The following is a 24,240-nucleotide window of genomic DNA, read 5'->3' as shown; positions in this document are numbered from 1 at the left end:
ATCAAATATTTTTTACCCCACCCTAACCCTCCCCTTAGTAAGGGGAGGGAACTGGATTTTTATTGTTACCCCCCTTTATAAGGGGAAAGGGGGGTAACAATGTGATGAAAATTACGGGATACGACTTTTCAAACATCCTCTTAATAAATGCAATTTTTCAACCCACCTTCCGCACCCCCTGGTGTTACAATCGGTAATTATGGCTAACGCCACGCTCCGCTATCGGATTTTTGAATACCTTAGAGGACAGTTTTTATGCAGAATTTGGGAAATTTCAGATAGCGATAGCGAAGCGCTGCTGCAAGCAGTTCGCCAATCCCAAATCCCCAAACGACCAATTTTCGTTATATGACAGTTTAGGGTGCGGAATGTGGGTTCTAAGTGAGAAAAAAGCTAAATTATGGTATTATTTGAACAGCTAGAGAGCGGGTTAGCATTTTTCGTGACTTTGCTCAAATTCTTACTAGAATTAATTTCTGTCTTTTGTATTTTATTGGGTGTATTAAAAACCGGAAAAATAGCGATTACTCGAAACCATAATTATGGTCAAAACCGATTTCTGCAAATCCGGCTCAACTTTGGAATTTGGCTAGTGCTGGCATTAGAGTTTCAATTAGGAGCAGATATTCTTTCTACAACCTACCATTCAACCTTTGAGTCTCTAGGAAAACTAGGAATAGTTGCCTTAATTAGAACTTTCCTTAATTATTTTCTGAGTCAAGAACTCAATAAACAACAATAAAAGTAATTATTCAGAAGTAATTTACAGGCACATCTTACCACAATGAGTCAGCCACCCATAAACCCAGAAACACCTGAACAGTTGTCTACCAATGATTTAGCAGCAGATAGAACAGAACTAGCTAAATACCGCAGTCGGGCAGCCGCAGATCGCACATTAATGGCGTGGATACGCACCTGTCTTTCCTTAATTGGTTTTGGTTTTGGTATTCCCACTATCGTTAGGGCGATCGAAAATACTCACATTAGTCATCATCTTAACCCAGTCAGATTTTCAGTGATTGTGGGACTGTCTTTTATTGTGACAGGAATGTTGGGAATGGTTTTAGGCTTGAGAGAACACCGTCAGTTACTTAAACAAATTCAAAATAATCGCTATACCTACGAAACCTCTCACAGTGTGGAAATTATCGGAGTGGCTTTACTGGTAATTGGCTTAGTTAGTTTTATTGGTGTACTAATTCGGGCAATAAATTTATAAAGATTTAGGGTGCAATTAGCTGTAAGTTAGGAAAATAGGTTCTCGCTTTGCATCTCTAGTTAGTAAGGGAATTTGTCGGATGACTGCATGAGCTCCAATATAAAGATCTGGTAGAGGGGAACGGCGATCGCCTTTACTCTGACGATATTGCTGAAATGCTTTACCTGCAAGAAAAGCAGCTTCCCAAGGTAAGGGTTCGCGCTGAAAGAAGTTTGGGGGGATGACGCTATCAAGTTCGTCTAGTTGGACAAAACCAATAGAGACTTCTGCATAGATGATGGGGTTGATGAGGAGATTTCCTCTACTTTCACATTCTATGAGGTGCAGGGATGACCATTCAAACCAATTTGGGTCTTCGGTAATAATATCGAGAATAATATTGCTATCAACTAAAATATCAGTCACAAGTGGAGCGAGTGATTTCCATAATTTCGTCAGTGGTTAGATGGGTGGTGGCTTTTCCTCGCATAAGATTGATTAAAGTCTCCTCTCTGGTGGGACTATTTTTTTTCTGAAGTTGTAATTTATTCCCCATAATTTTTAACTCAACCTCAGTACCCGGTAAAAATCCTAGCTCTTCTTGAATATCCAGTGGGATTGTAATGCTTCCATCTTTGGTTATTTGCATTTTTATTGCTCCTGATTTAATCCTGTAATTCCTTGTTCTGATTAAACTAAACTAATCTTTTTGGGAGTATAAGACACAAATTGTCTCTTGCTTTTCTTTTCTTGTGCTTTTAAATCTTGATAAATTGCCTTTAAATCGTAGTTAAATTGTTGAGAATGTGCTTCCATCGTTTGACGAATTTCTTCCACAATTGGATCTTCCCACATAAATTTTACCTCTCTATAAGTTATTCAGGATTACAAATGATTACAGGTTCATAGCCTCTAGAAAGTTATGTGGGACTCTATTCTAAATGGTCATCCTTGGGTTAAAAAATTAGAAACCGACATTTAGATTATCTGTATCCTTAGTAAGTAAGTTTAATACTTCTTCTAAAGACAAGCCTAGAAGTGATGACAGACTTCTCATAGTTGAAGAACGGATTGGTGGGTCTTTTTCTGCAATCAAAGTTAAAATTTCTTCTGCTGAAATACCAGCGCATAGAAAATAATCTCTTCCTTTTTCTATCAAAGTATTCCAGATAAGTGATCGCAAACTATTTGCACTCTCTTTATCATCTGTTATTTTACCTTTATGGCTCATATAAAGGTCTTCTTCGGATATATTGTTCTGCGGTAGTGAAAAATCTAAACTGGGCTTCACGGGTTCAACAATTTTAGTAGTGTGTCGCAGATTATGATATTCCGCCACTACGTTCTCACCTAATGCTTTTAACTCAGCAAAACTATGTTCCTGAGTAAAGCAGCAAATAAATTGCAAATTATAATCCTGAACGGTAGCAGCGGCTTTAGATTTAATCCAAGGATTGCCAGTATGGACTAGATGATTCACAGCTTCGCGTGTTATGGGCATTTCAGGATCTCGAACGTCGTCACAGCCATATAAGTCACGTAACATCTTCATGAACAGATCATAAGATAGTCCATGAGAGTCAGGGTATAAGTTACGTTCAGCAATTATTTTAGTCCATTTTTCCCTAGCTTCTGCATAGGCATGATTGGACAGCTTGCTTTGTCTTAGTCTGTGAGGTTGTCCAGGTTTATTAGGTGTTGGACTGGGATGTACCAATACTTCTTTTGAAACAGGAATATATGGTTTTTTTATTATTTTGACTAATAACTCACCAAATTCTGTTTCTTTTGGTTGGTCTGTGGTCATTGTATTTTACTCCAATTAGGTGATTTGTTTCAATGGGTGATTGTCTTACTTGATGCGTTGGTCTGTAGTCAAACCTTCCCTCGGAGGTGGTCTATCAGTTGTAAAAAACAGGATTTCCCAAAATCTCTAAGTTCATCAGAATTAAAGCTACCTTGAGATCCATTGGTTGCCATAACCACACATGAACCAAACATTTTAGGCTGTTTTAACCCCTCCTCTAGAGGATAACATATGTTATTAAAATTTTCAAAGAAATAAGAAAAAAATATTTTACTAGACAAAATGGCTAGGCTAATACAGTCTGCATCTCCAGTACCATCAGTGTCTGACGAAAAAAAAGAATCAGTGATTTTAGTGATTCCTGAGTTAAAAAAAGTGGGATTATGTTTTAGCTGATCATCCTTGGATAATTAGAGAGGAATCTGAATCAAAACCGACATTTCAGCTATCCGTATCCTCATATAGCAGTTTTATGAACTCTAAGGAATATTCTTTATCGGAGAGTTTGCTTTTCTGTAATCTATAGCCAAATGCTGGTTTTTCGTGTATAAGCAGGTCTTTTGATTCAGGGATACAAGGATTCTTAATTATCTTGATTAGAATATCCCCAAACTCAGTATTAGTCCTAGGCTGGTCTTCTGAAAGCATTTTGTATAGTTGGGCTATCTTAGGTTATGTAATTTCATTTTACACATGAGCTGTTCGTTTGTCAACTATTTTGAGTAAAACAAATTCTAGCTGAGTTAATTGAGTGATGTTTTTCATAACTAAATAGCCCTTTTTGCCAAAAACCCTCTCTATTTCTTCTCTCTCTGTGTTCTCTGTGCCTCTGTGGTTCGTTTGTTCATTTATTGAGATGGGATAATTTATTTACTGGAAGTCCCTTAATTAGTTTTCTCAGTATGGTAATTCAGTCCATGAATTTATAAATTACCCCCTCCTAAAGAGGATATAGAACTTCAGGGTTTTTGTTAAAAATTAAATATTCTCAAGAGTTTAGATTTATGTCTCTGCGTGAATACAAACCTGGAACTACCTTCCCTGGAGTCATCGGTAGGACAGTTGATAAATCCAGTCCAGCTTGGCCAGAACCATTGCGAGCAAAAGAAAATACACCAAACGTCCTATTTATCGTTTTTGATGATACAGGATTTGGACAATTTGGCAGTTACGGAAGTCCCATCAAAACACCCAACCTAGACACATTAGCCGCGAATGGATTGCGCTACAATAATCTCCACACAACGGCACTGTGTTCTCCCACCCGTTCTTGTTTGCTGACTGGGCGCAATCACCATTCTAACGCCATGTCCTGCATTACAGAAGGGTCTACGGGTTATCCCGGAGGTAATGGAAATATTCCCTTTGAAAATGGCTTTCTCTCAGAGATATTACTCCAGAAGGGTTATAACACTTATGCGTTAGGAAAATGGCATTTAACCCCCTCAGACCAACTTTCAGCCGCAGGACCTTATGATCGCTGGCCTCTGGGTCGTGGTTTTGAGCGTTTTTATGGCTTTTTGGGCGGAGAAACCCACCAATATTATCCAGATTTGGTTTATGATAACCACACCGTTAAGCCAGAAAAGACCCCCGCAGAAGGCTATCATTTAACCGAAGATTTAGCAGACAAAGCCATTAGCTTTATCGCTGATGCCAAGCAGGTTGCCCCAAATAAGCCGTTTTTCATGTATTTCTGTCCGGGAGCAATGCACGCCCCTCATCATGTCCCCAAAGAATGGGCTGATGCCTACGCTGGACAGTTTGATGATGGTTGGGAAGCCTACAGAGAAAAGGTTTTTGCCCGTCAGCAGGAAATGGGGATTGTTCCCGCAGATGCCGAACTTTCTCGCCATGATCCCGATGTTCCTCACTGGGATACTCTCCCAGCCGCCGAAAAACGGCTTTATGCCCGGATGATGGAAGTATATGCTGGTTTTTTAACCCATACTGACTACCATATCGGTCGTTTACTGGATTTCCTCAAATCTATCGGTGAGTTCGAGAATACTGTAATTATGGTGATCTCGGACAATGGCGCAAGTTCGGAAGGGGGTCCGACTGGTTCAGTAAATGAGAACCTGTTTTTTAACAATGTGCCAGAATCCCTAGAGGAAAATCTCAAAGCATTAGATAAATTAGGTAGTGCCGAAACCTTTAACCATTATGCTTGGGGCTGGACTTGGGCAGGGAATACACCTTTTCGGCGGTGGAAACGGGAAACCTATCGAGGGGGAATTAGTGACCCTTTAATTGTGCATTGGAGTCAGGGTATTGAGGCTAAAGGGGAAATTCGGACTCAGTACGCTCATGCTATTGACCTTGTGCCAACAGTGCTGGAATTACTGGAAATTGAACCACCGACAACCATTAAGGGTGTGACTCAATCTGCCATTGAAGGTGTCAGTTTTGCCCATACTTTTAATCATAGTAACGCCCCTACTAAGCACCTGACCCAGTATTTCGAGATGATGGGACATCGTTCTCTTTACTATGATGGTTGGCGGGCGGTTTGTCCTTGGCCGGGTCCTTCATTTACAGAAGCGGGGCGGTTTTTTGGTGAGGCGATTTCGGCGGAAACTCTAACGGATTTGGATACTCATCATTGGGAACTGTATCACGTCGCTTCAGATTTTGCGGAAAATCACAATATTGCGGCTGCTAATCGCCCTAAGTTGATTGAGATGATTGCTACTTGGTATGTAGAGGCTGGTAAGTATAATGTATTGCCTGTGGATGGACGTGGCACGCAACGACTGGCGGAAGAACGCCCGCAAATTACGGTCAATCGTAGCCGCTATGTTTATTATCCTGATACTCAAGCGATTCCCGCCGGTAGTGCGGTAAGGGTGTTAAATCGTCCCCACAGTATTACGGCTGATGTGGAGATTCCCCCAGGTGGCGCAGAAGGGATATTACTGGCTCATGGGGGAAATGATAGTGGCTATTCTTTCTATGTACAAAATGGCAAACTGCACTGGGTTCATAATTATGTGGGGCGATCGCTCTATCATGTTGAATCTGGGTCATCTGTGCCGGTAGGTCGTCATCAGTTGCGCTTTGAGTTTAAAGTTACGGGACAACCAGATTTAGCCAAGGGAAAAGGAACGCCAGGACGCGGCCAATTGTATATTGATGAGAAATTGGTCGGGCAGATTGATGTGCCTGTAACTACTCCTTTAGCATTAGGTTTGACCAGTGGTGTCACCTGCGGAATTGCCCCTGGTGCGCCTGTTACGCCGGATTATGAGCCGCCTTTTAAGTTTACGGGTAAGATTTATAGTGTGATGGTGGATGTCAGTGGCGATTTGATTCAAGATCGGGAAGCTGAAATGCGGACTATTATGGCACGACAGTAAGGATAAATACTTTTTAGGGTGAGTGATCTCACTTATCATTAAATGTAGGGGCGCAGGGTCTGCGCCCTAGATTGTATTGCATCCTAGCGATAACCGCTAAGTAATTGGACAAAAATATTTACAGTCATTGCGAGGGAAGGGAAGCAATCACAACCCTGGCGATTGCTTCATTTCACTTCGTTCCCTATGGCTAACGCCACGCTGCGCTAATGCAATAGCATTATGTAACTAATTCTGTCTCACTACTTATAAGTAGGTGAACACAATAAAACCAAACTGTGTAAAGAAACGTAAAATCGCTGAAAACTTCTTTACGCTTGCCTCTTGCCTTGCTATAACGACAATTTTCAACGCCAACCTACTTAATTGTCGCAACCTGCCCAATTAAGCTGCTATATCCTGTGAATACAAATACTGCTGAAATCCTATAAATACTTCACTGATATTAGCAACGCTACCTAATTCTTTAATAGCATCATGAACAGTATGATATTTCAACTCTAATAGTTGGGGTAATTTAGATCGATCAAGTTCTTCTACTCCATCTTTGATATATTGATCTAACACAAAATCCAGAAATTTCTGTTGTTTACCTACATATTTAGAGAAAATTAACGATTTATGAGCCAAAACCCTTTCCCGACGGCTAATAGGCACAGAAGCATAAGCAATATAAGCTAAAACATCATATAAATCACTTCTTTCAGCATTAATTAAACAGCTAATTTGTGTGAGTTGTTCTGAATCATAACCCTTTTCTGATAATCCTGCTAATAGTGCTTTTCTTGTATCTGGACGACTCCAAATAGTTCTTAATTCATTTTCATTTTTAAACAGTTCGGGAATTTCACCAAAGAGCTTTTCTATAAATTCTGCGGCGGTTATGGGTTTACCGTCTACACTCCAAAAGCTGGTAGATATTTGATGTTGAATAGTTCTTTCTTTACCATCTGCTAATTTAACTTTAATTATTTTAGGTGTGGTATCTTCTATTTTTTCGCTTCTCTCTTCTGGGTTATTATCATCTGTATTTGGTGATAATTCCCGTGCTTTTCGGTTGGTAACTTTTACAGGTTCTTGGGGTTCACCATCCCATTCTGGATCATTAAAATGTTCGTAGGCTTTAACAAAATCATAAATAGTAAAATAATCTTTCCCATCATATAACCGAGTACCACGACCAATGATTTGTTTAAATTCAATCATGGAATTGATGGGACGCATTAGGACTATATTCCGCACATTGCGAGCATCAACCCCGGTAGAAAGTTTTTGCGAAGTTGTTAAAATAGTAGGAATATTTTTTTCATTATCTTGAAACGTTTTCAGGTGTTGTTCTCCTAATTTGCCATCATTGGCTGTAACTCGATGACAGTAATTAGGATTATTACTAATCTTGATTTGATTGATTAAATTTCTTACCGCTAGGGCATGATCTTGGTTAGCACAAAATACAAGAGTTTTTTGATTTTGATCTATTTCCTCCATAAACAGTTGCACTCGATAGCGTTCCCGTTCTTCAATTTCAATAATGCGATTAAAATCGGTTTCCGTATAGGTTTTTTCATCATCTATTGCCCCTGCTAGTACATCATCATCAGGGCTGTAAATATATTCATCTAAAGTAGTTTCTATTTCCCTCACTTTAAAGGGAGTTAAAAAACCATCATTAATCCCATCTTTCAGGGCATAAGTATAAACTGGCTCACCAAAATAAGCGTAGGTATCAGCATTGTTTTGACGTTTGGGTGTGGCAGTTAGTCCTAATTGTACCGCCGGGGAAAAGTATTCTAAAATTCCTCGCCAGGTGCTTTCGTCACTTGCTCCCCCTCGGTGACATTCATCAATAATAATAAAGTCAAAAAAGTTGGGGGGATAGTCGTTAAATTTGGGAGTGGGTTTACCTTCTTCATCTTTTCCTGTCATGAAGGTTTGGAAAATTGTAAAAAAGATGCTGCCATTTTTGGGAACTCGACCCCGTTTTTTGATGGTTTCCGGATCTATGCGAACTAGGGCATCATCAGCAAAGGCAGAAAAGGCGTTAAAGGCTTGGTCTGCGAGAATATTACGATCTGCTAAAAATAGTATTCTGGGGCGGCGTGTGGGGTTATAGCTCAAGTTCCATCGGCTTTGGAAGAGTTTCCAGGCCAGTTGGAAAGCAATAAAGGTTTTACCTGTACCTGTGGCCATGGTTAATAAAATTCGGTTTTGTCCTTGGCCAATCGCCTCTAAAACATATTTGATAGCATTATGTTGATAGTATCGGGCTTCCCACGTACCGCTTTTATCTTCAAAGGGAATAGTTACAAAAAGATCGCTCCATTCTTGTTCTTGTTCCCTGAGCGAAGTCGCAGGGAAGGTGGTTTCCCATAGTTCATGGGGTGTGGGATATTGATTTATATAACCTTCTTTTCCGGTGTGCATATCTACTTGATAAATGCTCACACCATTGGTAGAATATGCAAAGCGAGTTTTTAATTTTTCGGCGTATTTTTTCGCCTGTGCTAAACCTTCCGTATCGGGTAAATCGCGTTTTTTAGCCTCAATAACAGCGAGTTTTTCACCACGATAAACTAATACATAATCGGCAATGTCTGCTTTTGCCCGTTTACCGTTGCCAATTAAGCGTCCAGGGGCGATGACTTCTCGACGGATGCGGCTATTTTCAATTACTCCCCAACCAGCAGCAGTTAAGGCGGGATCAATTAATTCGGCGCGGGTTTCTGCTTCGTTCATTCCCATTGTTAGAATTCCTCTTCTGGTAAGGGTTCAAAAAATGCCTCACCAAGTTTTCCTTTTAATAACCCAGGGGTACGCGATTCGACTTCGCTCATTGTGAGAGATTGGGCAGTTTCTCGATTTAAACCTAAGCGAAAGTAGTGAATTAGATCATAAATTTCTGCTAATTTATCTTCAGGAATGTCTCGCAGTTCTTGGATAATTTTATCAATCAACATAAATTAAATTTTGGGAAATTTTAGGTTAGTGGTTAATCATCAATAAGTTGTGCTGTATTTATTATGGCTGATCTTGAGAATATGGCAATCTACGACGGGCAGAGGCGATCGCTTCTTGTAGTTTAGCTTGTAACAACTCTTTCGGTGGTAATACTGTGAGATATTCGGCAACGTGAATACCGCTTTTATCTAGTTCTAGTAATTCGATTTGCTCTTGTTTTTTACCTGCACATAAAATAATCCCTAGCGGTGGCTGTTCGTCAGGTTCTTGATCATATTTAGCCAGCCAACGCAGATAAAGTTCCATTTGTCCTTTATATTCGGCTTGGAAGTTACCTAGTTTCAAATCAATGGCTACAAGGCGTTTGAGTTTACGGTTATAAAATAGTAAGTCTATATAAAAATCATCGTTGTCTATTTGTAGGCGTTTTTGACGAGCAACAAAGGTAAATCCTGCACCTAGTTCTAGTAAAAATTGCTCAATTTCTCTGAGGATGGCATCTTCTAAATCTTTTTCCAGATAGCGATCGCGTAAATTCAAAAAATCTAAAATATAAGGGTCTTTTAGTACAATATCCGGTGATACCTGTTGAATTTGGCGCAGTTGCTCTAAATCATTGCGGATGGTTTCTTCAGGTTTGCGGGATAGGGCGGTGCGCTCGAATAGCATGGAGTTAATACGTTCTTGCAGTTGGCGGACACTCCATTTTTCAAGCTGGGCAATTTCAATATAAAATTCTCGTTTTAGGGGATCATCAATATACATTAAAGTTTTGATATGTGTCCAACTTAATTCTCTCCGCAGTGTGGAGACAATCTGATCATCTGGAAAAGTTTCCGCAAAATGTAGACAATGCCGCAATTGTTTTTCGCTCCAACCTTTACCATAGATTTGAGTTAGTTGTTGAGATAAAGAAATAATGATTTGTTTGCCATATTCAGCGCGTTGACCTTGTAAAACTTCGGTGTGGATGCGTTTACCAACTTGCCAATATAACAGGGTTATTTCTGCATTTATGGCAATGGCGGCGCGTTGTTTTGCTGTGTCAATCAGTTGCCGAATTTCTTGAAATAAGAGATCGTTTGGTTGCGTTAAATCATCACTCATAGGAACAGTTGACAGTTGATAGTAGTTGAGTAAATTGAATTTAATTTGTAGTTTTAGTTTGGATTATCTTCTATTTGATTTTCTTGTTCATATTTGGCGATCGCTTCTTGTAGTTTAGCTTGTAACAACTCTTTAGGTGGTAACACGGTCAGGTATGAGGCAACATGAATACCACTTTGATCTAGTTCTAGTAATTAGATTTGCTCTAAAACACTTTTTTGTTGATTTTGCAAGGGTTTCAGGAATTGAGAGTTGCTGATCTCGATTTGCTCTAAAACACTTTTTTGTTGATTTCGCAAAGGTTTCAAGATTTGCGAGTTGCTGATCTCGATTTGCTCTAAAACACTTTTTTAAGATAATCATGCTGCTGTTTCCTCCATTGCAGTTATACCTTTATCTGCTGTTAATTCCCCTGTAAAGGCTTTTTGTAGGATGGATTGTTTTAGTTCTTTTAATGCAGCGATTTTTTGGCGGTAGATATTTTCAAGGCGTTGGGTTACACATCCTCTAACTTCTTCTCTTCCCAACCTTCACCTTTTTGACTAAAAATAGAATTTAGATAACTTTCAAATAGTTCCCGTGCATTGCTGAGGTTTTTTTCAGTGTTGCTTATTGCTCTATCAATTCCCTCAAACGCCTCATCCAATATCGCCACAATCCGCTTTTGTTCAGGAAGTGGGGGAAGTGGAAAATCAAACTCAAATACAGCAGTCATATTGGCTCTAGGCATTCTTGCACCAGTGCAAGTTTTATTGATATTATTTACAGTTGAATCCATTAATAACCAATATAGAAGAAAATTTTTATTGAGACATTCACTAGGTTTAATTGGGAAAATTTCAGTTGAGCAATGTCCTTGAAAATTTGGTGCTAATACTTTATTTAGATATGGTCTAAGCCTTCCATATAATATATGATTATGATTGAATCTAAATGTTGAACTTTTTACAGTTTGTGGTTGATATGAACCAATAAATTTAGCAGTATTAGATTCAATATTTTCCATACCAACATAAGGTAAATTATTATAAATACCCTGATTCTTTTCTATTTCACAAATATCACAAAGTTTTTTAATCTCCCAACCCACTGGCAACCGTCCACTATTAACTATCAATTCCATCTCTTCACTACTCATCATTACTACCCTCCTGCCATAATCTTAACCGTTCAGCAATCTCTTCAGGACTAGGCAACTGCTCACGATAAGCATCAGGCAACTGCGGTACAATCGTATAAGTCGCCACTCCAATCGGACGGGATGCCGTTCGTAAAGCATATTCCACCACCGTTTTATTTTTATAGCGACAAATAATCATTCCTATCGGCGGATTTTCACCCTCCATCTTTTCTTGACAATCCAAAGCCTCCAGATAAAATTCCATTTTGCCCTTATGTTCCGGCTTAAAATCACCTATTTTCAACTCAATTGCCACCAAACAGCGTAACCGACGATGAAATAATAGCAGATCAATAAAGTATTCCTGACCACCCACCTCCAGCCGATATTGATTACCAATAAACGCAAACGCACCCCCCAATTCAGACAGAAACCCCCGTAAATTCTGCACCAAAGACTGCTCTAAATCCCGTTCTGAATGTTGTTCCGCCAAATCCAGAAAATCAAAGGTATAGTTATCTTTAACCGCCAGCACCGCCTGTGCCTTGATATCATCGGTTACAGTGGCATCAAAATTAGTTTGATTCAGTAAATATTTCTCATAACTCTTATTATCTACTTGATGTTTAAGCACCGCCGTTGTCCAGCCATAACGAGCCGTAGCCCGGAGATAAAATTCCCGCTCCAAATCATCTTTACAACGACCAAAAATCACTAGATTCTTTGTCCAGCTAATTTCTCCAATCAATAATTGGAGATTTGGCTTATCCACATATTCACAGTAAAACTGGCGCATTAACCAGAGATTATTTGCCGAAAACCCATTACGTCCTGGAAACTCACTTTGTAAATCTCGCGCTAGAGTTTCCACCACAGACTTACCCCAGCCCAGGGTTTCCTGCTTGTGATGAATTAACTCGCCAATTTCCCAATATAGCCGCACTAATTCCCGATTTACACTGCGTAAAGCTGCCAATTGGCGATCTAAATCTTAACTCGTCAACATATTCCAGCGCATCTCGCAAACTATAACCACTTTGAAACCTATTTTTAATCTCGCTAAAAATCTCGCCAATCTTATATTCTATCGTATCTGGACTAGTCGCCCGTTCCTTAAAACCCTGTAAATATGGAAATAACTTGCGGTTGACATAATCAATCAAATCATCACCAGTCAGCGCATGATTTTGATCTAATTTACCATCTTGATCTTTTGGTGCAGCCCAAACAGACCAACGATGGGTTTCATCAATGATAAACTGATATGATTCCCCCGTTAACTCCGCTTTTTCTGCCTTTTCCTGCTCCAAATCATCCAAATACTTCAAAAACAGCAGCCAAGAAGTTTGCTCAGTGTAATCTAATTCTGTAGTACAACCTGCCTCTTTCCAGAGAACATCATCAATATTCTTAAAAGTTTGCTCAAACATTTAGCTTTATTCTAGAATTTTTATTATTAATAGCTGGACTTAAATTTTACACCTACAAGGTTAAATAAATTATTGTCAGTAGTGAGACAGAATTAATTACACAATGTCATTGCGTAAGCTTTGCGTGGCGTTAGCCATATGGAACGAAGTGAAATCCAGCAATCGCCAGGGTTGTGATTGCTTCCCTTCCCTCGCAATGACTGTAAATATTTTTGTCCAATTACTTAGAGGATGTTTTAAAAGTGGTATTCCCTAATTTTCATCACATTGCTACCACCCTTTACAAGGGGAAAGGGGGGAAACAATAAAAATCCAGTTCCCTCCCCTTTACAACTACGGTGTACACACAAGTCTTGAAATCATACCTAACGCTTGGTTTTGCCACTCCAAATCCCAATTTTATAGAGAGATGGAGGTTTGAGTTTCGCAAAATATCAGGCATTTTAGGGGCTAAAAATCGGGATGACTGGATTCGAACCAGCGGCCCCTTCGTCCCGAACGAAGTGCGCTACCAAGCTGCGCCACATCCCGGCACAAAAGCGGAAAATACGGTCTTGGGGAGATCCCAAGTAGAGCAATTTTCCAAAAAGATGGCAGTATAAATCCACAATACCACAATTAGTAACAAAATAACAAATTTTTTCTCTTCTACAAAGGTCTTTGCTTGCTACCATAAGATTTGTATAACTAAAATGGTAAAAGTAGACTGTGACTGTAAAACCAGACTGGTTGAGAGTGAAAGCACCTCAATGGGAGCGTGTTGGTAACGTTAAAGAGATTTTACGGGATTTAGCCCTGAATACTGTTTGCGAAGAAGCTTCCTGTCCCAATATTGGGGAATGCTTTAACGCGGGTACTGCCACATTTTTGATTATGGGTCCAGCTTGCACCAGGGCTTGTCCTTATTGTGACATTGACTTTGAAAAGAAACCCCAAGCATTAGATCCCACCGAACCCACAAGACTAGCGAAAGCAGTGGAACGGATGCAGCTTAATCACGTCGTGATTACTTCCGTCAACCGAGATGATTTACCAGATGGTGGTGCATCTCAGTTTGTCCACTGTATTAATGCTATTCATGAAATTTCGCCTCATACTACTATTGAAGTATTAATTCCCGATTTATGCGGTAATTGGCAAGCTTTAGAAATAATTCTGCAAGGGAAACCAGAAGTAATTAACCACAATACAGAAACCATTTCTCGCTTGTATCGCCGTGTGCGTCCCCAAGGAAATTATGAGCGGACAATGGAATTATTACAACGTTCTCGCCAAATTTCTCCCAGCACTTACACTAAATCTGGTATCATGGTCGGCTTGGGTGAAACAGATGCGGAAATTCGCCAAGTTATGGAAGATCTACGAAAAGTGGATTGTGATATTTTGACAATTGGGCAATATCTCCAACCCAGTCAAAAACACTTACAAGTATCTAACTTCGTAACACCAGAACAATTTGCAGCATGGCAAACTTTTGGCGAAGAACTAGGATTTTTACAAGTTGTTTCTTCACCATTGACAAGAAGCTCCTATCATGCAGAGCAGGTCAGAGAATTAATGAAACGTTACCCCAGATAGTCAGTTGTCAGTTGTTATTTTACCCTAATGACCAATTCCAAAATCCAAAATTTAAAATCTGTCGTTATTCTTGGTGGGGGTGCTTGGGGTAAAGCCCTGGCTAAATTAGCAGCAATTAATGGTAATCAGGTGCATTTATGGTCACGTTCTGACTGCCAACCTCTAGAAAAAGTATTAGAGGATAAAAATGCTCAAGTAATCTTGTCGGCTATTTCCATGAAAGGGGTGAGAGATGTGGCTTCTAGGGTGCAGGGTTTGCCCCTATCACCACAGACAATCTTTGTCACCGCAACAAAGGGACTAGAACCACACACTACATACACACCTTCGCAAATTTGGCAAGCAGCTTTTCCTGATCATCCAGTGGTGGTTTTATCAGGTCCGAATTTGTCACAGGAAATTGCCCAGGAATTACCAGCAGCAACGGTAGTAGCCAGTAAAAATACCAATGCCGCCCAAACCGTCCAAATAGTATTTTCTTCCAGTCGCTTTCGTGTTTATACTAATCCTGACCCTGTGGGCGTAGAATTAGGGGGAACACTGAAAAATGTGATAGCGATCGCCGCAGGTGTATGTGATGGGTTACACTTAGGAACGAATGCCAAAGCTGCCTTAGTCACTCGTGGCTTAACCGAAATGGTACGAATAGGTCAGAGTTTAGGCGCAAAAACGGAAACATTTTATGGCTTATCCGGTCTAGGGGACTTATTAGCAACCTGCAACAGCCCGTTAAGTCGCAATTATCAAGTTGGTTATCAATTAGCAAATGGAAAAACGTTGCAAGGGGTTATGGCAAATCTTCCAGGCACAGCCGAAGGTGTGAACACTTGTCGGGTATTAATGGAAATCGCCCAACAACAAGGCATTGCTATTCCCATTACCGAGCAAGTTTACCAACTGCTGGAAGGAGAAGTTACACCAAGACTTGCATTAGATAAACTGATGTTACGAGACATCAAGCCCGAATTTGATAATTTTCCTACAGAACAAATATGGTAAATAGGGGGAGAAATGCTGATAGTGTAAGGTGTGCAATTGAAATTAAACGATTACCGCAAAATCCCTGGAAGAAATTTATCAAATTGTCAGGAAATTACTTTTTGAGTGATGTAAATATGACTATGTAGTTTATAAACATCATTACAACTAAATGTATGTTAATGAACAGTTAAAAAAATAACCGTCAATATCTTTAAACATGGTAATATTGACTAGGTAACTCCTAATGGAAACTCTGACTGAAGATTTGCAGAGCTATTTATTCAATTACACAACTACTAGTAACGAACAACTGATTAAGAATGTATTTTTCCAACCTAGTACACTGTGGTGAAAATAACTATCCAGTTAAAACAGTCCAAAAGCTGATAAATTAAGTTTTCTTCTCTTCGACATCTTTGGACTAGTACAAAGTTTTGCAAAGAATTGTACACTGAAGCCCAAACTATGTTATTTCATGACGAAATTACGGAATAGCAACAGTTGATTAGCTGACCGTAATTTTAGCTGACCGTAATCTATTGTTAACTGGAGCCATTTGAGACATCATGCCAGCAACATCTTTTTATAAAAATGCCGCCCAGGAAGGGCAAAATCCTAGTTCACCCTTGGATATTGAAATCAATAATGATGATTTGCCAGATTTAGATATGGCTGCTGTTGAGTCAGACTTAGCCTTAGCCGCGCAAACTAGCCGACGTAGCACAGACTTGGTACGACTCTATCTGCAAGAAATTGGTCGAGTCCGCTTATTAGGACGAGATGAGGAAGTTGCTGAAGCCCAAAAAGTACAGCGATATTTACGGATGCGGTTATTGCTTGGTGCTGCTGCCACTGAGGGAGACGCTGTAATTGTCCCTTATGCCCGGTTAATGGAGGTACAGGAGCGGTTGACATCAGAACTAGGACACCGCCCTTCTTTGGAACGCTGGGCGACTACTGCGGGGATAAATTTACCTGATCTTAAGCCGACTTTAGCCAATGGGAAAAGACGCTGGGCGGAAATTGCTAATTTAACAGTTGAAGAACTAGAGCAAGTTCAAACTCAAGGACTACAAGCCAAATCGCACATGATTAAGGCGAATTTGCGTTTGGTGGTATCTGTTGCCAAAAAGTACCAAAATCGGGGTTTGGAATTGTTAGATTTGGTGCAAGAAGGGACTTTAGGTTTAGAACGAGCAGTTGAGAAGTTTGATCCTACAAAGGGTTATCGTTTTAGTACCTATGCTTACTGGTGGATTCGTCAGGGTATTACCAGGGCGATCGCTACTTCTAGCCGCACTATTCGCCTACCTGTCCATATTACCGAAAAGCTCAACAAAATTAAAAAGGCGCAACGGAAAATTGCCCAAGAAAAAGGTCGCACTCCAACTTTAGAAGACCTAGCCATTGAGTTGGATATGACAGCTATCCAAGTCCGGGAAGTGCTATTGAGAGTTCCTCGGTCTGTGTCTTTGGAAACGAAGGTAGGGAAGGATAAAGATACTGAATTAGGAGAATTACTGGAGACTGATACGATTACCCCAGAGGAGATGTTAATGCGAGAATCTTTACATAAGGATTTGCATAATCTTCTTGATGATTTAACCAGTCGAGAACGGGATGTTATTTCGATGCGCTTTGGCTTGTCCGATGGTCATGCCTACTCTTTAGCAGAAATCGGTCGCGCCCTTGATTTATCACGGGAAAGGGTCAGACAAATTGAATCCAAGGCTTTACAAAAACTTCGCCAACCTAAACGTCGTAACCTAGTCCGCGACTATCTAGAGTCGTTAAGTTAGAAGGTAATAGGTAATAGGTAATAGGTAATAGGTGATAGGTAATAGGTGATAGGTAATAGGTGATAGGTAAGAGTCAACGGACAACTGACAACGGACAACTGACAACTGACAACTGACCACTGACAACTGACCACTAGCAAATATTCTCAATAAGCGGTGATTGTTGCAAATCGAGCCAAATATTTGTTATATTCTCAATTAATGAGCTTTGTTGAGAAAATTTAGTATGACTGTCTACACAACTGGTTCACTTAAAGCAGAGTTAAACGACCGTGGCTGGCGTTTAACTCCACAGCGCGAAACAATTCTACATATTTTTCAGGAACTCCCGCAAGGTGAACATTTAAGTGCAGAAGACCTATATCATCGTTTAGAAACTGATGGTGAAGGGATTAGTTTATCAACTATTTATCGCACTTTAAAGTTAATGGCGAGAATGGGGATTTTGCGGGAGTTGGAATTGGGTGAAGGGCATAAACATTATGAAATTAATCAGCCTTATCCCCATCACCATCATCACCTCATTTGTGTTCGCTGTAATTCGACTATTGAGTTTAAGAATGACTCAGTTTTAAAGATTGGCGGAAAAACAGCCCAAAAAGAGGGGTTTCATTTATTAGATTGTCAAATGACAATCCATGCCGTTTGTCCTAAGTGTCAAAGAGCGTTGATGCCAATTTAATAACTAAGGCAAGAGGCGAAAGGCAAGAGTAATTACCAATTACTAGTACAGCACGGCGTAAATAAACCAACCATTTCCAAAAGCCAAAAAGCCTATGCAGTCTTAATTTTGACTTTTGACTTTTGACTTCCATTCTGCGGTACTAGCCCAAAATTTGGAGGATGAATCAATTCGTGGGGAATCTGATGATTTGGAGAAAGCGGGAATTAAAAACTTCCGCTTTTAATATCTTTGAGACTGATACCATAAAATTCTTGAGCGCGACTAATTGCTTTTTTGGTATCAGATGCCATCATGCCGTTGATTTGACCTTTATAGAAACCTTTTTCCTGTAGTCGTCTTTGGATTTCTAGAGTGGTGAAATCACTTTTGGCAGAGTTTTTAACTAAACTGTGTAACTTAGAACGGGTAGTTTGTCCAGCCAGTCCATTGATTTCTAGTTTGTGTTGTTTTTGAAAGCGTTTTACGGCATCAACTGTGTTAGAACCATAGTAACCATTGGGCTGATTTTGGAGAAATCCGGCGGTGATTAATTGTGCTTGGAGAATTCTGACGGCTTCACCGCGATCGCCTAAACTAAGTATATCTGGGTGATCTAATTTTTGAGAAGTAGTTGTTTGATTTTCATCGGTAACATCTGGTAATTTGGCTAGTGTGGATTTACCGACAACACCATCAACTGTGAGTTGATAAGCTTTTTGGAATCTTTTTACTGCTTCGTGAGTAATTGGACCAAAAATGCCTGTGGAATTACCATAATAAAAACCAGCGATTTTCAAGCGTTCTTGTAAAACTTTGACATCCGTACCTTCATCACCTTTGCTGAGGAGATTGGGGTCTTTGCGCTTGTTATTCACGGAAATAATATTATTTGGGGTAGTGGGGGTTATTGGGGCTGTACTGATAACTTGATTATTGGCGGTTTTAATTTGAGATATTTCATTTTGTCGGAGACTGTTTACGGTAGCAGCGTTATCATTTTTTTCTAAGGCGAAAACACTACTAACACTATTCAAAATAGATATAGTTAGAGCCAGGGGAATCATGTATTTCCACGCACTACTAGAAAAGAGTTGCCAATTTGGTGCGGCTGTTGTTTTGAATAAAGAACTGAGGGATATTAACTCAGTGGTTTCTTCGTCTTGATTGGCAAAAGCTAAATGTAAATACGCAAGATTTTCCATATCCAGTTCCTAAATGAAATTATTTTTCTTCGATAGTTGCTTCTGCTTGATGCACCAAATTGCGGAGGTTTTCGAGGGTTTGTATATTCACATCCTGCCATAAACCGCGTTGGTTGGCTTCTAGTAATCTTTCTGCAATATCGCGTAATGCCCAGGGATTCTTGTCATGAATAAATTCACAAACGGTAGCATTTTCTAAATAAGCTTCTACAACACCTTGATACATATAATCTTCGACACATTGGGCGGTAGCATCGTAAGCGAAGAGAAAATCTACGGTTGCAGCCATTTCAAATGCACCTTTATATCCATGACGCATGACTCCAGCTATCCATTTAGGATTAACGACGCGGGAACGATAAACCCTGGCAATTTCGGCACTAAGTTGGCGGATTTTGGGTTGAGATGTGTTGGAATTGTCGCCAAAGTAGGTTTGGGGATTTTTACCTTGGAGAGAACGCACGGCTGCGGTTAAACCACCCTGAAATTGATAATAATCGTCGGAATCGAGTAAATCGTGTTCTCGGTTGTCTTGATTGTGGAGGACGATTTGCATTTGCTTTAAGCGTTGTTCAAAGGCTTCTGCATTTTTGTTCCCTGTTCCCTCACTAGAAGAATAGGCGTAAGCACTCCAATTTGTGTAAGCTTGGGCTAAATCCTGATCATTTTCCCAGTTTTGGGAGGCTATTAGTCCCTGGAGTCCTGCACCATAAGCCCCTGGTTGAGAACCAAAAACACGATATTGCGATCGCTCTTGGGCTACTTCTAAAGATAAACCTTCTTGAGTCCATTGTGCTGTTTCTTGACGAACTGTATCTGCTAAGGGATTTTGGTCTGGTGGTTCATCTAAAGCTGAAACGGCTTTCACTGCTTGATCAAATAAAGTGATTAAATTGGGGAAAGCATCCCGGAAAAACCCGGAAATTCTTAGGGTGACATCCACACGGGGACGACCGATAATCGCCAAGGGTAAAATTTCAAAATCTACTACTCGTCTTGCTGCACCATCCCACACGGGTTGCACACCAAGTAAAGCTAAGGCTTCGGCTATATCATCACCACCAGTCCGCATGGTGGCTGTTCCCCACACTGATAAACCCAGGGTTTGGGGGTATTCTCCATGTTCTTGGGTGTAGGTTTCAATCAGGGTTTCAGCGGCTTTTCTGCCAATGTCCCAGGCGGTTTCTGTGGGTATGGCGCGAATGTCAACGGCGTAAAAGTTTTTACCTGTGGGTAGAACTTCGGGTCGTCCGCGGGTGGGTGCGCCAGAAGCCCCGCTGGGAACATATTTTCCGTCAAGTCCCCGTAGGAGGTTTGTGGTTTCTTGGTTGGTTTTTTGTAGGGCTGGGAGGAGTTTGTCGCTGATCCAATCCGTAGGGGCGCAGGGTCTGCGCCCAGAGATAACTTCTTCTACTAAATGGGCGGCTTCTATTTCTAGGAGTTCGACGACATCGCCGATGATGTGGCAGGATTTAAGTCTCTCGCAGAGGCGCAGAGGCGCAGAGAGGGGGGTTGAGAAGTTGTCGGTGAGGGGGTCTATGTCTATTTGCCACTGTTTGGCTATGGCGCGGGTAATGCCGATAGAATGGCGGTTGGGGATGCGGGCGATCGCTACTATTAGGTCTCGTAGTTGGGTTCCTTGGGGACATTGACCGAATATGTGTAAGCCGTCGCGGATTTGGGCTTCTTTGAGTTCGCACAAGTAACCGTCTAGGGAGTTTAAAATCAGGGTTTCAAAGTTGGCGATGTCTTCGGGGTTGGTGATTCCTAAGTCTTTGTACAGGTTTTCTTGGATGACGAGTTTTTGAATGCGATCGCGTATTGTTGGTAATCTGGAAGGATCTAAACTTTCGGCTTCGTAATATTCATCAATTAGGTTTTCTACTTGTTGCAATGGTCCATATAATTCTGCCCTTGTCATTGGTGGTGTGAGGTGATCAATGATTACGGCTTGGGCGCGTCTTTTTGCCTGTGAACCTTCTCCGGGATCATTAACAATAAATGGATATAAATGGGGCATTGGTCCCAGGGCAATTTCTGGATAACAAGTATTAGATAAGGCGACACTTTTTCCTGGTAGCCATTCTAAGTTGCCATGTTTTCCTACATGAACTATGGCATCTGCTTGAAAAGATTCTCGTACCCAATCATAAAAGGCTAAATAATTATGGGTTGGTTCTAAATCGGGGGCGTGATAATTTAAACTAGGATCAAGATCGTAACCTCGTGATGGTTGAATACCAACAAAAACATTACCAAATTGAATTCCAGAAACCGCCCAATTTGGGATTGCGTCTAAAATAGGTTGTCCCCAACGGGCAATAATTTGTTTTTGGATATTTATTGGTAGGGTGGAAAAATAGTTTTGATATTCTGCTGCTGACAAACTTTGATTTATTGGTTTCCAATCTTTTCCTTCGGGATCATTGGTAACGCTAGATGTGAGAATTTGAATTAATTCGTCTCCAGTTTCGGGAATAGTTCCTAATTCATAACCAGCTAACTTTAAGGCTTTGAGAATTTCTACACAACTAGCAGGAGTGTCCAGTCCTACGCCGTTGGCAAGCCTGCCGTTGGTGTTGGGGTAATTTGCTAAAATTAGGGCTATACGGCGTTCTTGGGGCGGCTTTACCCGCAATCTTACCCAGTTTGCAGCCAGTTGGGCGACGAATTGAATGCGATCGCTCACGGGTTCATAAACTACGACATCGGTTTCTAGTTTATTATTCCGAGTTTGTAAGGTTTTGAAAGACACAGCCCGACTAATAATTCGCCCATCTACTTCTGGTAATGCCACATTTATGGCAATATCACGGGGTGTTAAACCTTGTGATTCTGATTCCCATTGTTCAACGGAACTAGCACAAAGAATTACTTGCAAAACCGGGACATCTAATTTTTCCCAAAGTTCGGTTTGTGGTGTTTCTGTTTCTAAACTTGCTAGGGAAAAACTGGTGGTATTCATCAACAAGCTAACAGAATGATCATCTTTTGCTGCTAATAATTCACATAATTGACTACTAACACCAGGTTCGCGCAATGAAGAAACAAAAACTGGTACAGGCTGTAAATTTTTCTCTATCAAAGCATTACATAAAGCATCAATAACTTTAGTGTTTCCTGCTAAATAATGGGCGCGATAAAACAAAATCCCCACTTTAGGCTGACTCCTGACTGGGCGCATTCCCTGCGCCCCTACATCCTGACTTCTTTCGTACAATCCTACGCGGGGAACAGGTTGTGGTTGTGGGGGATTAAACGCCGTTGATAAGGATGTATCAGCAATAAATTGCAAGGCATTGAGGAAATTTTCTGTACCACCTTCTTGAAAGTATTGCCAAATCTTCTGGACGATTTCTTGAGAAACCGTAGATTTGGAAATTAAATCAAAATCAAGTCCGTCATCTCCTGGCATGACAATTAGAGTTGTGCCATTACGTTGTACAATTTCTTGTACGACTTCTAAACCATAAGCCCAGTATGAACTTCCTCCTATGAGACGAAGCACAATAACTTGGGCGGATTCTAAAACTTGTTCACTATAAGCATCTATACTTATTTGTTGCTGTAGTTGTAATAAGTTGGCTACCCTGATTTCGGGGAATTGACTAGGTAATTTAGGAACTACAGCCGCTAGAGTTTGAATATCAGTATCGGCTGCTGTAATCAATACGAAAGGGGCAGGAGTTTGTTCGAGGAAAAATAAACCTTCAGACTGATTTAATCCGCCTGGTGTGGCGCTGATTCTGTGCATAATTGGTAATTTAATGATGGAAATTTTTAGAGGATGTTTTAAAAGTTTTGGCTGACTAGAAGTCTCCTTGGTATCAACATATTTTCAGAGAAGGTGAGAATCGCGGATTCTAAGGATTAAAGAATTACACAGATTTTGGTTATCTTAGCAAATGAAAAAAATCTGTGTAATCAGCGTAATCCATATAATCCGCGATTCTCGCTTTTTTATTTGTTACTTAAGGGACTTCCAATTAAAAAAATACCCAAAAATTTTTGTGGTGCGGGCATCTTGCCCGCTAACCATCAAGGACGGGCAGGATGGCCATCCCACAAAATTGGGTAATTTATTTTTTGGTGTTCCCTAATACTAATCTCTTAAATGTCAAACTCTTACAAGAGCATCCGGTAAGCGTAAAGCTCAGTGTCTTTAGACCTGAGATACAAGCGACTCGTGTCGTTTCCCTCTCAGGGAGCCAAGCCACTGAGTTTCCCACTTACCGGGTATTCTTATGAATAATAAACTCAAACTTATTAAACGACTTGGATATGGCTTTCGCAACTTTAGCAATTTCAGATTACGCAGTTTATTAAACTGGCACTTTAGTATTAATTCTCCATAAAAGTAGCGCAAGAGCCGAAAAAAATGGTGATCCGCATATTAATAGACTACAAATAAAGATGATTATTAAAATACCTCAGTCACATTAATATGCACATCAGGAAAAGCTAAAATTGATAAAATTTGATTTTTGACTAACTTCTGTACATCTTGATAAACTCCCTGGAGAGGATTTCGATATACTTCTACAACCTCTTGATTAACATCTAATAACCAAACTTCAGGAATATTTGCTTCTGCATATAAAGGAATTTTCACTTCCCGATCATATTTTACCGTTGTATCAGCAACTTCTATTAACAAAAATATATCTTCTGGTTGGGGGTGTGAATTTCTATAAAAATCTGGACGTGGTTTTAATAATGCTATATCTGGCTGGGGTTCAGAGGTTTCATCCAATTCTACAGGATTTTGAGGTGCAAGCACTATTTGCTTTCCGAGAAGCTGAATCAGCAAATTAACTAATCTATTGACACAACCAGCGTGTCTTCTGCCAATAGGTGACATATCAATCATTTCCCCCCGAATTAATTCTAATCTATCATTTTCTGACAAAATCCCAGATTCAGCCATTTGGTGAAATTGCTTAACTGTAAATTGGTGTCTGACTAATTGTAAAACCATTGTCACCTCTATTTGGATTTTAATTGAGATGGATAAAACTAGGGAATATATTAAAT

At 40.2% G+C, this 24,240-nt stretch carries 22 protein-coding genes, 1 tRNA gene and 1 pseudogene; 9 read left to right on the top strand and 15 right to left on the bottom strand.

The window, feature by feature from the left end; genetic code table 11:
• The first annotated feature begins 199 nt into the window (after window positions 1-199).
• The 3 genes from IQ228_RS03560 to IQ228_RS03550 are packed head-to-tail and all read left to right on the top strand — an operon-like array spanning window position 200 to window position 1,222.
• Window positions 200-352, top strand: coding sequence for a hypothetical protein (locus IQ228_RS03560; RefSeq protein WP_193962170.1), 153 nt, complete (start codon window positions 200-202; stop codon window positions 350-352).
• Window positions 353-400: 48 nt separating this feature from the next.
• The gene (locus IQ228_RS03555) at window positions 401-742 is read left to right on the top strand and encodes a DUF1622 domain-containing protein (RefSeq protein ID WP_027404568.1); all 342 of its coding nucleotides are present in this window, start codon (window positions 401-403) and stop codon (window positions 740-742) included.
• A 42-nt stretch (window positions 743-784) separates the two neighbouring features.
• Window positions 785-1,222 carry a YidH family protein gene (locus IQ228_RS03550; protein WP_027404567.1) on the top strand — a complete coding sequence of 146 codons (438 nt, stop codon included), beginning with the start codon at window positions 785-787 and terminating at the stop codon, window positions 1,220-1,222.
• 15 nt (window positions 1,223-1,237) lie between these two features.
• Here IQ228_RS03550 and IQ228_RS03545 read toward each other — a convergent pair whose 3' ends face one another.
• The 4 genes from IQ228_RS03545 to IQ228_RS03530 form a co-directional block, all read right to left on the bottom strand.
• The gene (locus tag IQ228_RS03545; RefSeq protein ID WP_201769174.1) at window positions 1,238-1,627 is read right to left on the bottom strand and encodes a type II toxin-antitoxin system VapC family toxin; all 390 of its coding nucleotides are present in this window, start codon (window positions 1,625-1,627) and stop codon (window positions 1,238-1,240) included.
• Window positions 1,620-1,850, bottom strand: coding sequence for an AbrB/MazE/SpoVT family DNA-binding domain-containing protein (locus IQ228_RS03540; protein ID WP_027404566.1), 231 nt, complete (start codon window positions 1,848-1,850; stop codon window positions 1,620-1,622). The genes IQ228_RS03545 and IQ228_RS03540 overlap by 8 nt, the downstream gene beginning before the upstream one ends.
• A 41-nt stretch (window positions 1,851-1,891) precedes the next feature.
• Window positions 1,892-2,056 (bottom strand): hypothetical protein, encoded by a 165-nt coding sequence (locus tag IQ228_RS03535; protein WP_173401728.1) that lies wholly within the window; start codon window positions 2,054-2,056, stop codon window positions 1,892-1,894.
• Window positions 2,057-2,165: 109 nt separating this feature from the next.
• Window positions 2,166-3,008 carry a hypothetical protein gene (locus IQ228_RS03530; protein WP_027404565.1) on the bottom strand — a complete coding sequence of 281 codons (843 nt, stop codon included), beginning with the start codon at window positions 3,006-3,008 and terminating at the stop codon, window positions 2,166-2,168.
• Window positions 3,009-4,012: 1,004 nt separating this feature from the next.
• Here IQ228_RS03530 and IQ228_RS03525 point away from each other — a divergent pair.
• Complete coding sequence (locus IQ228_RS03525; RefSeq protein ID WP_193962169.1) at window positions 4,013-6,367, top strand: arylsulfatase; 2,355 nt, start codon at window positions 4,013-4,015, stop codon at window positions 6,365-6,367.
• Window positions 6,368-6,751: 384 nt separating this feature from the next.
• On the opposite strand, the gene hsdR is transcribed toward IQ228_RS03525, so the two are convergent.
• The 8 genes from hsdR to IQ228_RS03485 form a co-directional block, all read right to left on the bottom strand.
• Window positions 6,752-9,103 (bottom strand): EcoAI/FtnUII family type I restriction enzme subunit R, encoded by a 2,352-nt coding sequence (gene hsdR, locus IQ228_RS03520; RefSeq protein ID WP_193962171.1) that lies wholly within the window; start codon window positions 9,101-9,103, stop codon window positions 6,752-6,754.
• Between the two features lie 8 nt (window positions 9,104-9,111).
• On the bottom strand, window positions 9,112-9,324 hold the full coding sequence (locus IQ228_RS03515; protein WP_027404561.1) for a hypothetical protein: 213 nt from the start codon (window positions 9,322-9,324) through the stop codon (window positions 9,112-9,114).
• 61 nt (window positions 9,325-9,385) lie between these two features.
• Window positions 9,386-10,432, bottom strand: coding sequence for a YhcG family protein (locus tag IQ228_RS03510; protein WP_193962168.1), 1,047 nt, complete (start codon window positions 10,430-10,432; stop codon window positions 9,386-9,388).
• Between the two features lie 359 nt (window positions 10,433-10,791).
• On the bottom strand, window positions 10,792-10,959 hold the full coding sequence (locus tag IQ228_RS26375) for a restriction endonuclease subunit S (RefSeq protein WP_228043669.1): 168 nt from the start codon (window positions 10,957-10,959) through the stop codon (window positions 10,792-10,794).
• Window positions 10,929-11,573, bottom strand: coding sequence for a restriction endonuclease subunit S (locus IQ228_RS03500; RefSeq protein WP_228043668.1), 645 nt, complete (start codon window positions 11,571-11,573; stop codon window positions 10,929-10,931). The genes IQ228_RS26375 and IQ228_RS03500 overlap by 31 nt, the downstream gene beginning before the upstream one ends.
• Complete coding sequence (locus tag IQ228_RS03495) at window positions 11,563-12,528, bottom strand: YhcG family protein (protein ID WP_193962167.1); 966 nt, start codon at window positions 12,526-12,528, stop codon at window positions 11,563-11,565. Before IQ228_RS03495 ends, IQ228_RS03500 begins: the two co-directional genes overlap by 11 nt.
• On the bottom strand, window positions 12,431-12,982 hold the full coding sequence (locus IQ228_RS03490) for a type I restriction-modification system subunit M N-terminal domain-containing protein (protein WP_228043667.1): 552 nt from the start codon (window positions 12,980-12,982) through the stop codon (window positions 12,431-12,433). Before IQ228_RS03490 ends, IQ228_RS03495 begins: the two co-directional genes overlap by 98 nt.
• A gap of 457 nt (window positions 12,983-13,439) precedes the next feature.
• Window positions 13,440-13,513: transfer RNA gene (locus IQ228_RS03485), tRNA-Pro, on the bottom strand.
• Window positions 13,514-13,690: 177 nt separating this feature from the next.
• Here IQ228_RS03485 and lipA point away from each other — a divergent pair.
• From lipA to IQ228_RS03465, 4 genes are all read left to right on the top strand, one after another.
• Entirely contained in the window at window positions 13,691-14,560 is an 870-nt protein-coding gene (lipA, locus tag IQ228_RS03480; RefSeq protein WP_193962166.1) for a lipoyl synthase, read from the top strand.
• Between the two features lie 27 nt (window positions 14,561-14,587).
• Window positions 14,588-15,559, top strand: a complete 972-nt coding sequence (locus tag IQ228_RS03475; RefSeq protein ID WP_027404557.1) for an NAD(P)H-dependent glycerol-3-phosphate dehydrogenase — start codon at window positions 14,588-14,590, stop codon at window positions 15,557-15,559.
• Window positions 15,560-16,107: 548 nt separating this feature from the next.
• Window positions 16,108-17,340 (top strand): RNA polymerase sigma factor SigC, encoded by a 1,233-nt coding sequence (gene sigC / locus IQ228_RS03470; RefSeq protein WP_027404556.1) that lies wholly within the window; start codon window positions 16,108-16,110, stop codon window positions 17,338-17,340.
• Between the two features lie 226 nt (window positions 17,341-17,566).
• Window positions 17,567-18,022, top strand: coding sequence for a Fur family transcriptional regulator (locus IQ228_RS03465; protein WP_027404555.1), 456 nt, complete (start codon window positions 17,567-17,569; stop codon window positions 18,020-18,022).
• A gap of 206 nt (window positions 18,023-18,228) precedes the next feature.
• On the opposite strand, the gene IQ228_RS03460 is transcribed toward IQ228_RS03465, so the two are convergent.
• Both IQ228_RS03460 and cobN read right to left on the bottom strand, forming a co-directional pair.
• Entirely contained in the window at window positions 18,229-19,206 is a 978-nt protein-coding gene (locus tag IQ228_RS03460) for a peptidoglycan-binding protein (protein WP_027404554.1), read from the bottom strand.
• A gap of 19 nt (window positions 19,207-19,225) precedes the next feature.
• Window positions 19,226-22,960 carry a cobaltochelatase subunit CobN gene (gene cobN / locus IQ228_RS03455; protein WP_193962165.1) on the bottom strand — a complete coding sequence of 1,245 codons (3,735 nt, stop codon included), beginning with the start codon at window positions 22,958-22,960 and terminating at the stop codon, window positions 19,226-19,228.
• 490 nt (window positions 22,961-23,450) lie between these two features.
• Between cobN and IQ228_RS03450 the strand changes: the two are divergent.
• Window positions 23,451-23,561 (top strand): annotated as a pseudogene (locus IQ228_RS03450) (transposase); the annotation flags it as partial.
• Window positions 23,562-23,626: 65 nt separating this feature from the next.
• On the opposite strand, the gene IQ228_RS03445 reads toward IQ228_RS03450, so the two are convergent.
• Window positions 23,627-24,184: a Uma2 family endonuclease gene (locus IQ228_RS03445; protein ID WP_053540480.1), complete on the bottom strand. Its 558-nt coding sequence runs from the start codon at window positions 24,182-24,184 to the stop codon at window positions 23,627-23,629.
• Between the last annotated feature and the right edge of the window lie 56 nt (window positions 24,185-24,240).

The organism is Dolichospermum sp. LEGE 00246 (assembly GCF_015207865.1).
In the GTDB taxonomy this organism is placed as follows: domain Bacteria; phylum Cyanobacteriota; class Cyanobacteriia; order Cyanobacteriales; family Nostocaceae; genus Dolichospermum; species Dolichospermum heterosporum.
The sequence above is the reverse complement of the archived record's forward strand: the minus strand, read 5'-3'. Positions and strand labels throughout refer to the sequence as shown.

Excerpts from the sequence above, each read along its gene's own strand:
- IQ228_RS03560 (WP_193962170.1), top strand. The coding sequence starts at position 200 with ATGGCTAACGCCACGCTCCGCTATCGGATTTTTGAATACCTTAGAGGA.
- IQ228_RS03555 (WP_027404568.1), top strand. The coding sequence starts at position 401 with ATGGTATTATTTGAACAGCTAGAGAGCGGGTTAGCATTTTTCGTGACT.
- IQ228_RS03550 (WP_027404567.1), top strand. The coding sequence starts at position 785 with ATGAGTCAGCCACCCATAAACCCAGAAACACCTGAACAGTTGTCTACC.
- IQ228_RS03540 (WP_027404566.1), bottom strand. The coding sequence starts at position 1,850 with ATGCAAATAACCAAAGATGGAAGCATTACAATCCCACTGGATATTCAA.
- IQ228_RS03535 (WP_173401728.1), bottom strand. The coding sequence starts at position 2,056 with ATGTGGGAAGATCCAATTGTGGAAGAAATTCGTCAAACGATGGAAGCA.
- IQ228_RS03530 (WP_027404565.1), bottom strand. The coding sequence starts at position 3,008 with ATGACCACAGACCAACCAAAAGAAACAGAATTTGGTGAGTTATTAGTC.
- IQ228_RS03525 (WP_193962169.1), top strand. The coding sequence starts at position 4,013 with ATGTCTCTGCGTGAATACAAACCTGGAACTACCTTCCCTGGAGTCATC.
- hsdR (WP_193962171.1), bottom strand. The coding sequence starts at position 9,103 with ATGAACGAAGCAGAAACCCGCGCCGAATTAATTGATCCCGCCTTAACT.
- IQ228_RS03515 (WP_027404561.1), bottom strand. The coding sequence starts at position 9,324 with ATGTTGATTGATAAAATTATCCAAGAACTGCGAGACATTCCTGAAGAT.
- IQ228_RS03510 (WP_193962168.1), bottom strand. The coding sequence starts at position 10,432 with ATGAGTGATGATTTAACGCAACCAAACGATCTCTTATTTCAAGAAATT.
- IQ228_RS03500 (WP_228043668.1), bottom strand. The coding sequence starts at position 11,573 with ATGATGAGTAGTGAAGAGATGGAATTGATAGTTAATAGTGGACGGTTG.
- IQ228_RS03490 (WP_228043667.1), bottom strand. The coding sequence starts at position 12,982 with ATGTTTGAGCAAACTTTTAAGAATATTGATGATGTTCTCTGGAAAGAG.
- IQ228_RS03475 (WP_027404557.1), top strand. The coding sequence starts at position 14,588 with ATGACCAATTCCAAAATCCAAAATTTAAAATCTGTCGTTATTCTTGGT.
- sigC (WP_027404556.1), top strand. The coding sequence starts at position 16,108 with ATGCCAGCAACATCTTTTTATAAAAATGCCGCCCAGGAAGGGCAAAAT.
- IQ228_RS03465 (WP_027404555.1), top strand. The coding sequence starts at position 17,567 with ATGACTGTCTACACAACTGGTTCACTTAAAGCAGAGTTAAACGACCGT.
- IQ228_RS03460 (WP_027404554.1), bottom strand. The coding sequence starts at position 19,206 with ATGGAAAATCTTGCGTATTTACATTTAGCTTTTGCCAATCAAGACGAA.
- cobN (WP_193962165.1), bottom strand. The coding sequence starts at position 22,960 with ATGCACAGAATCAGCGCCACACCAGGCGGATTAAATCAGTCTGAAGGT.
- IQ228_RS03445 (WP_053540480.1), bottom strand. The coding sequence starts at position 24,184 with ATGGTTTTACAATTAGTCAGACACCAATTTACAGTTAAGCAATTTCAC.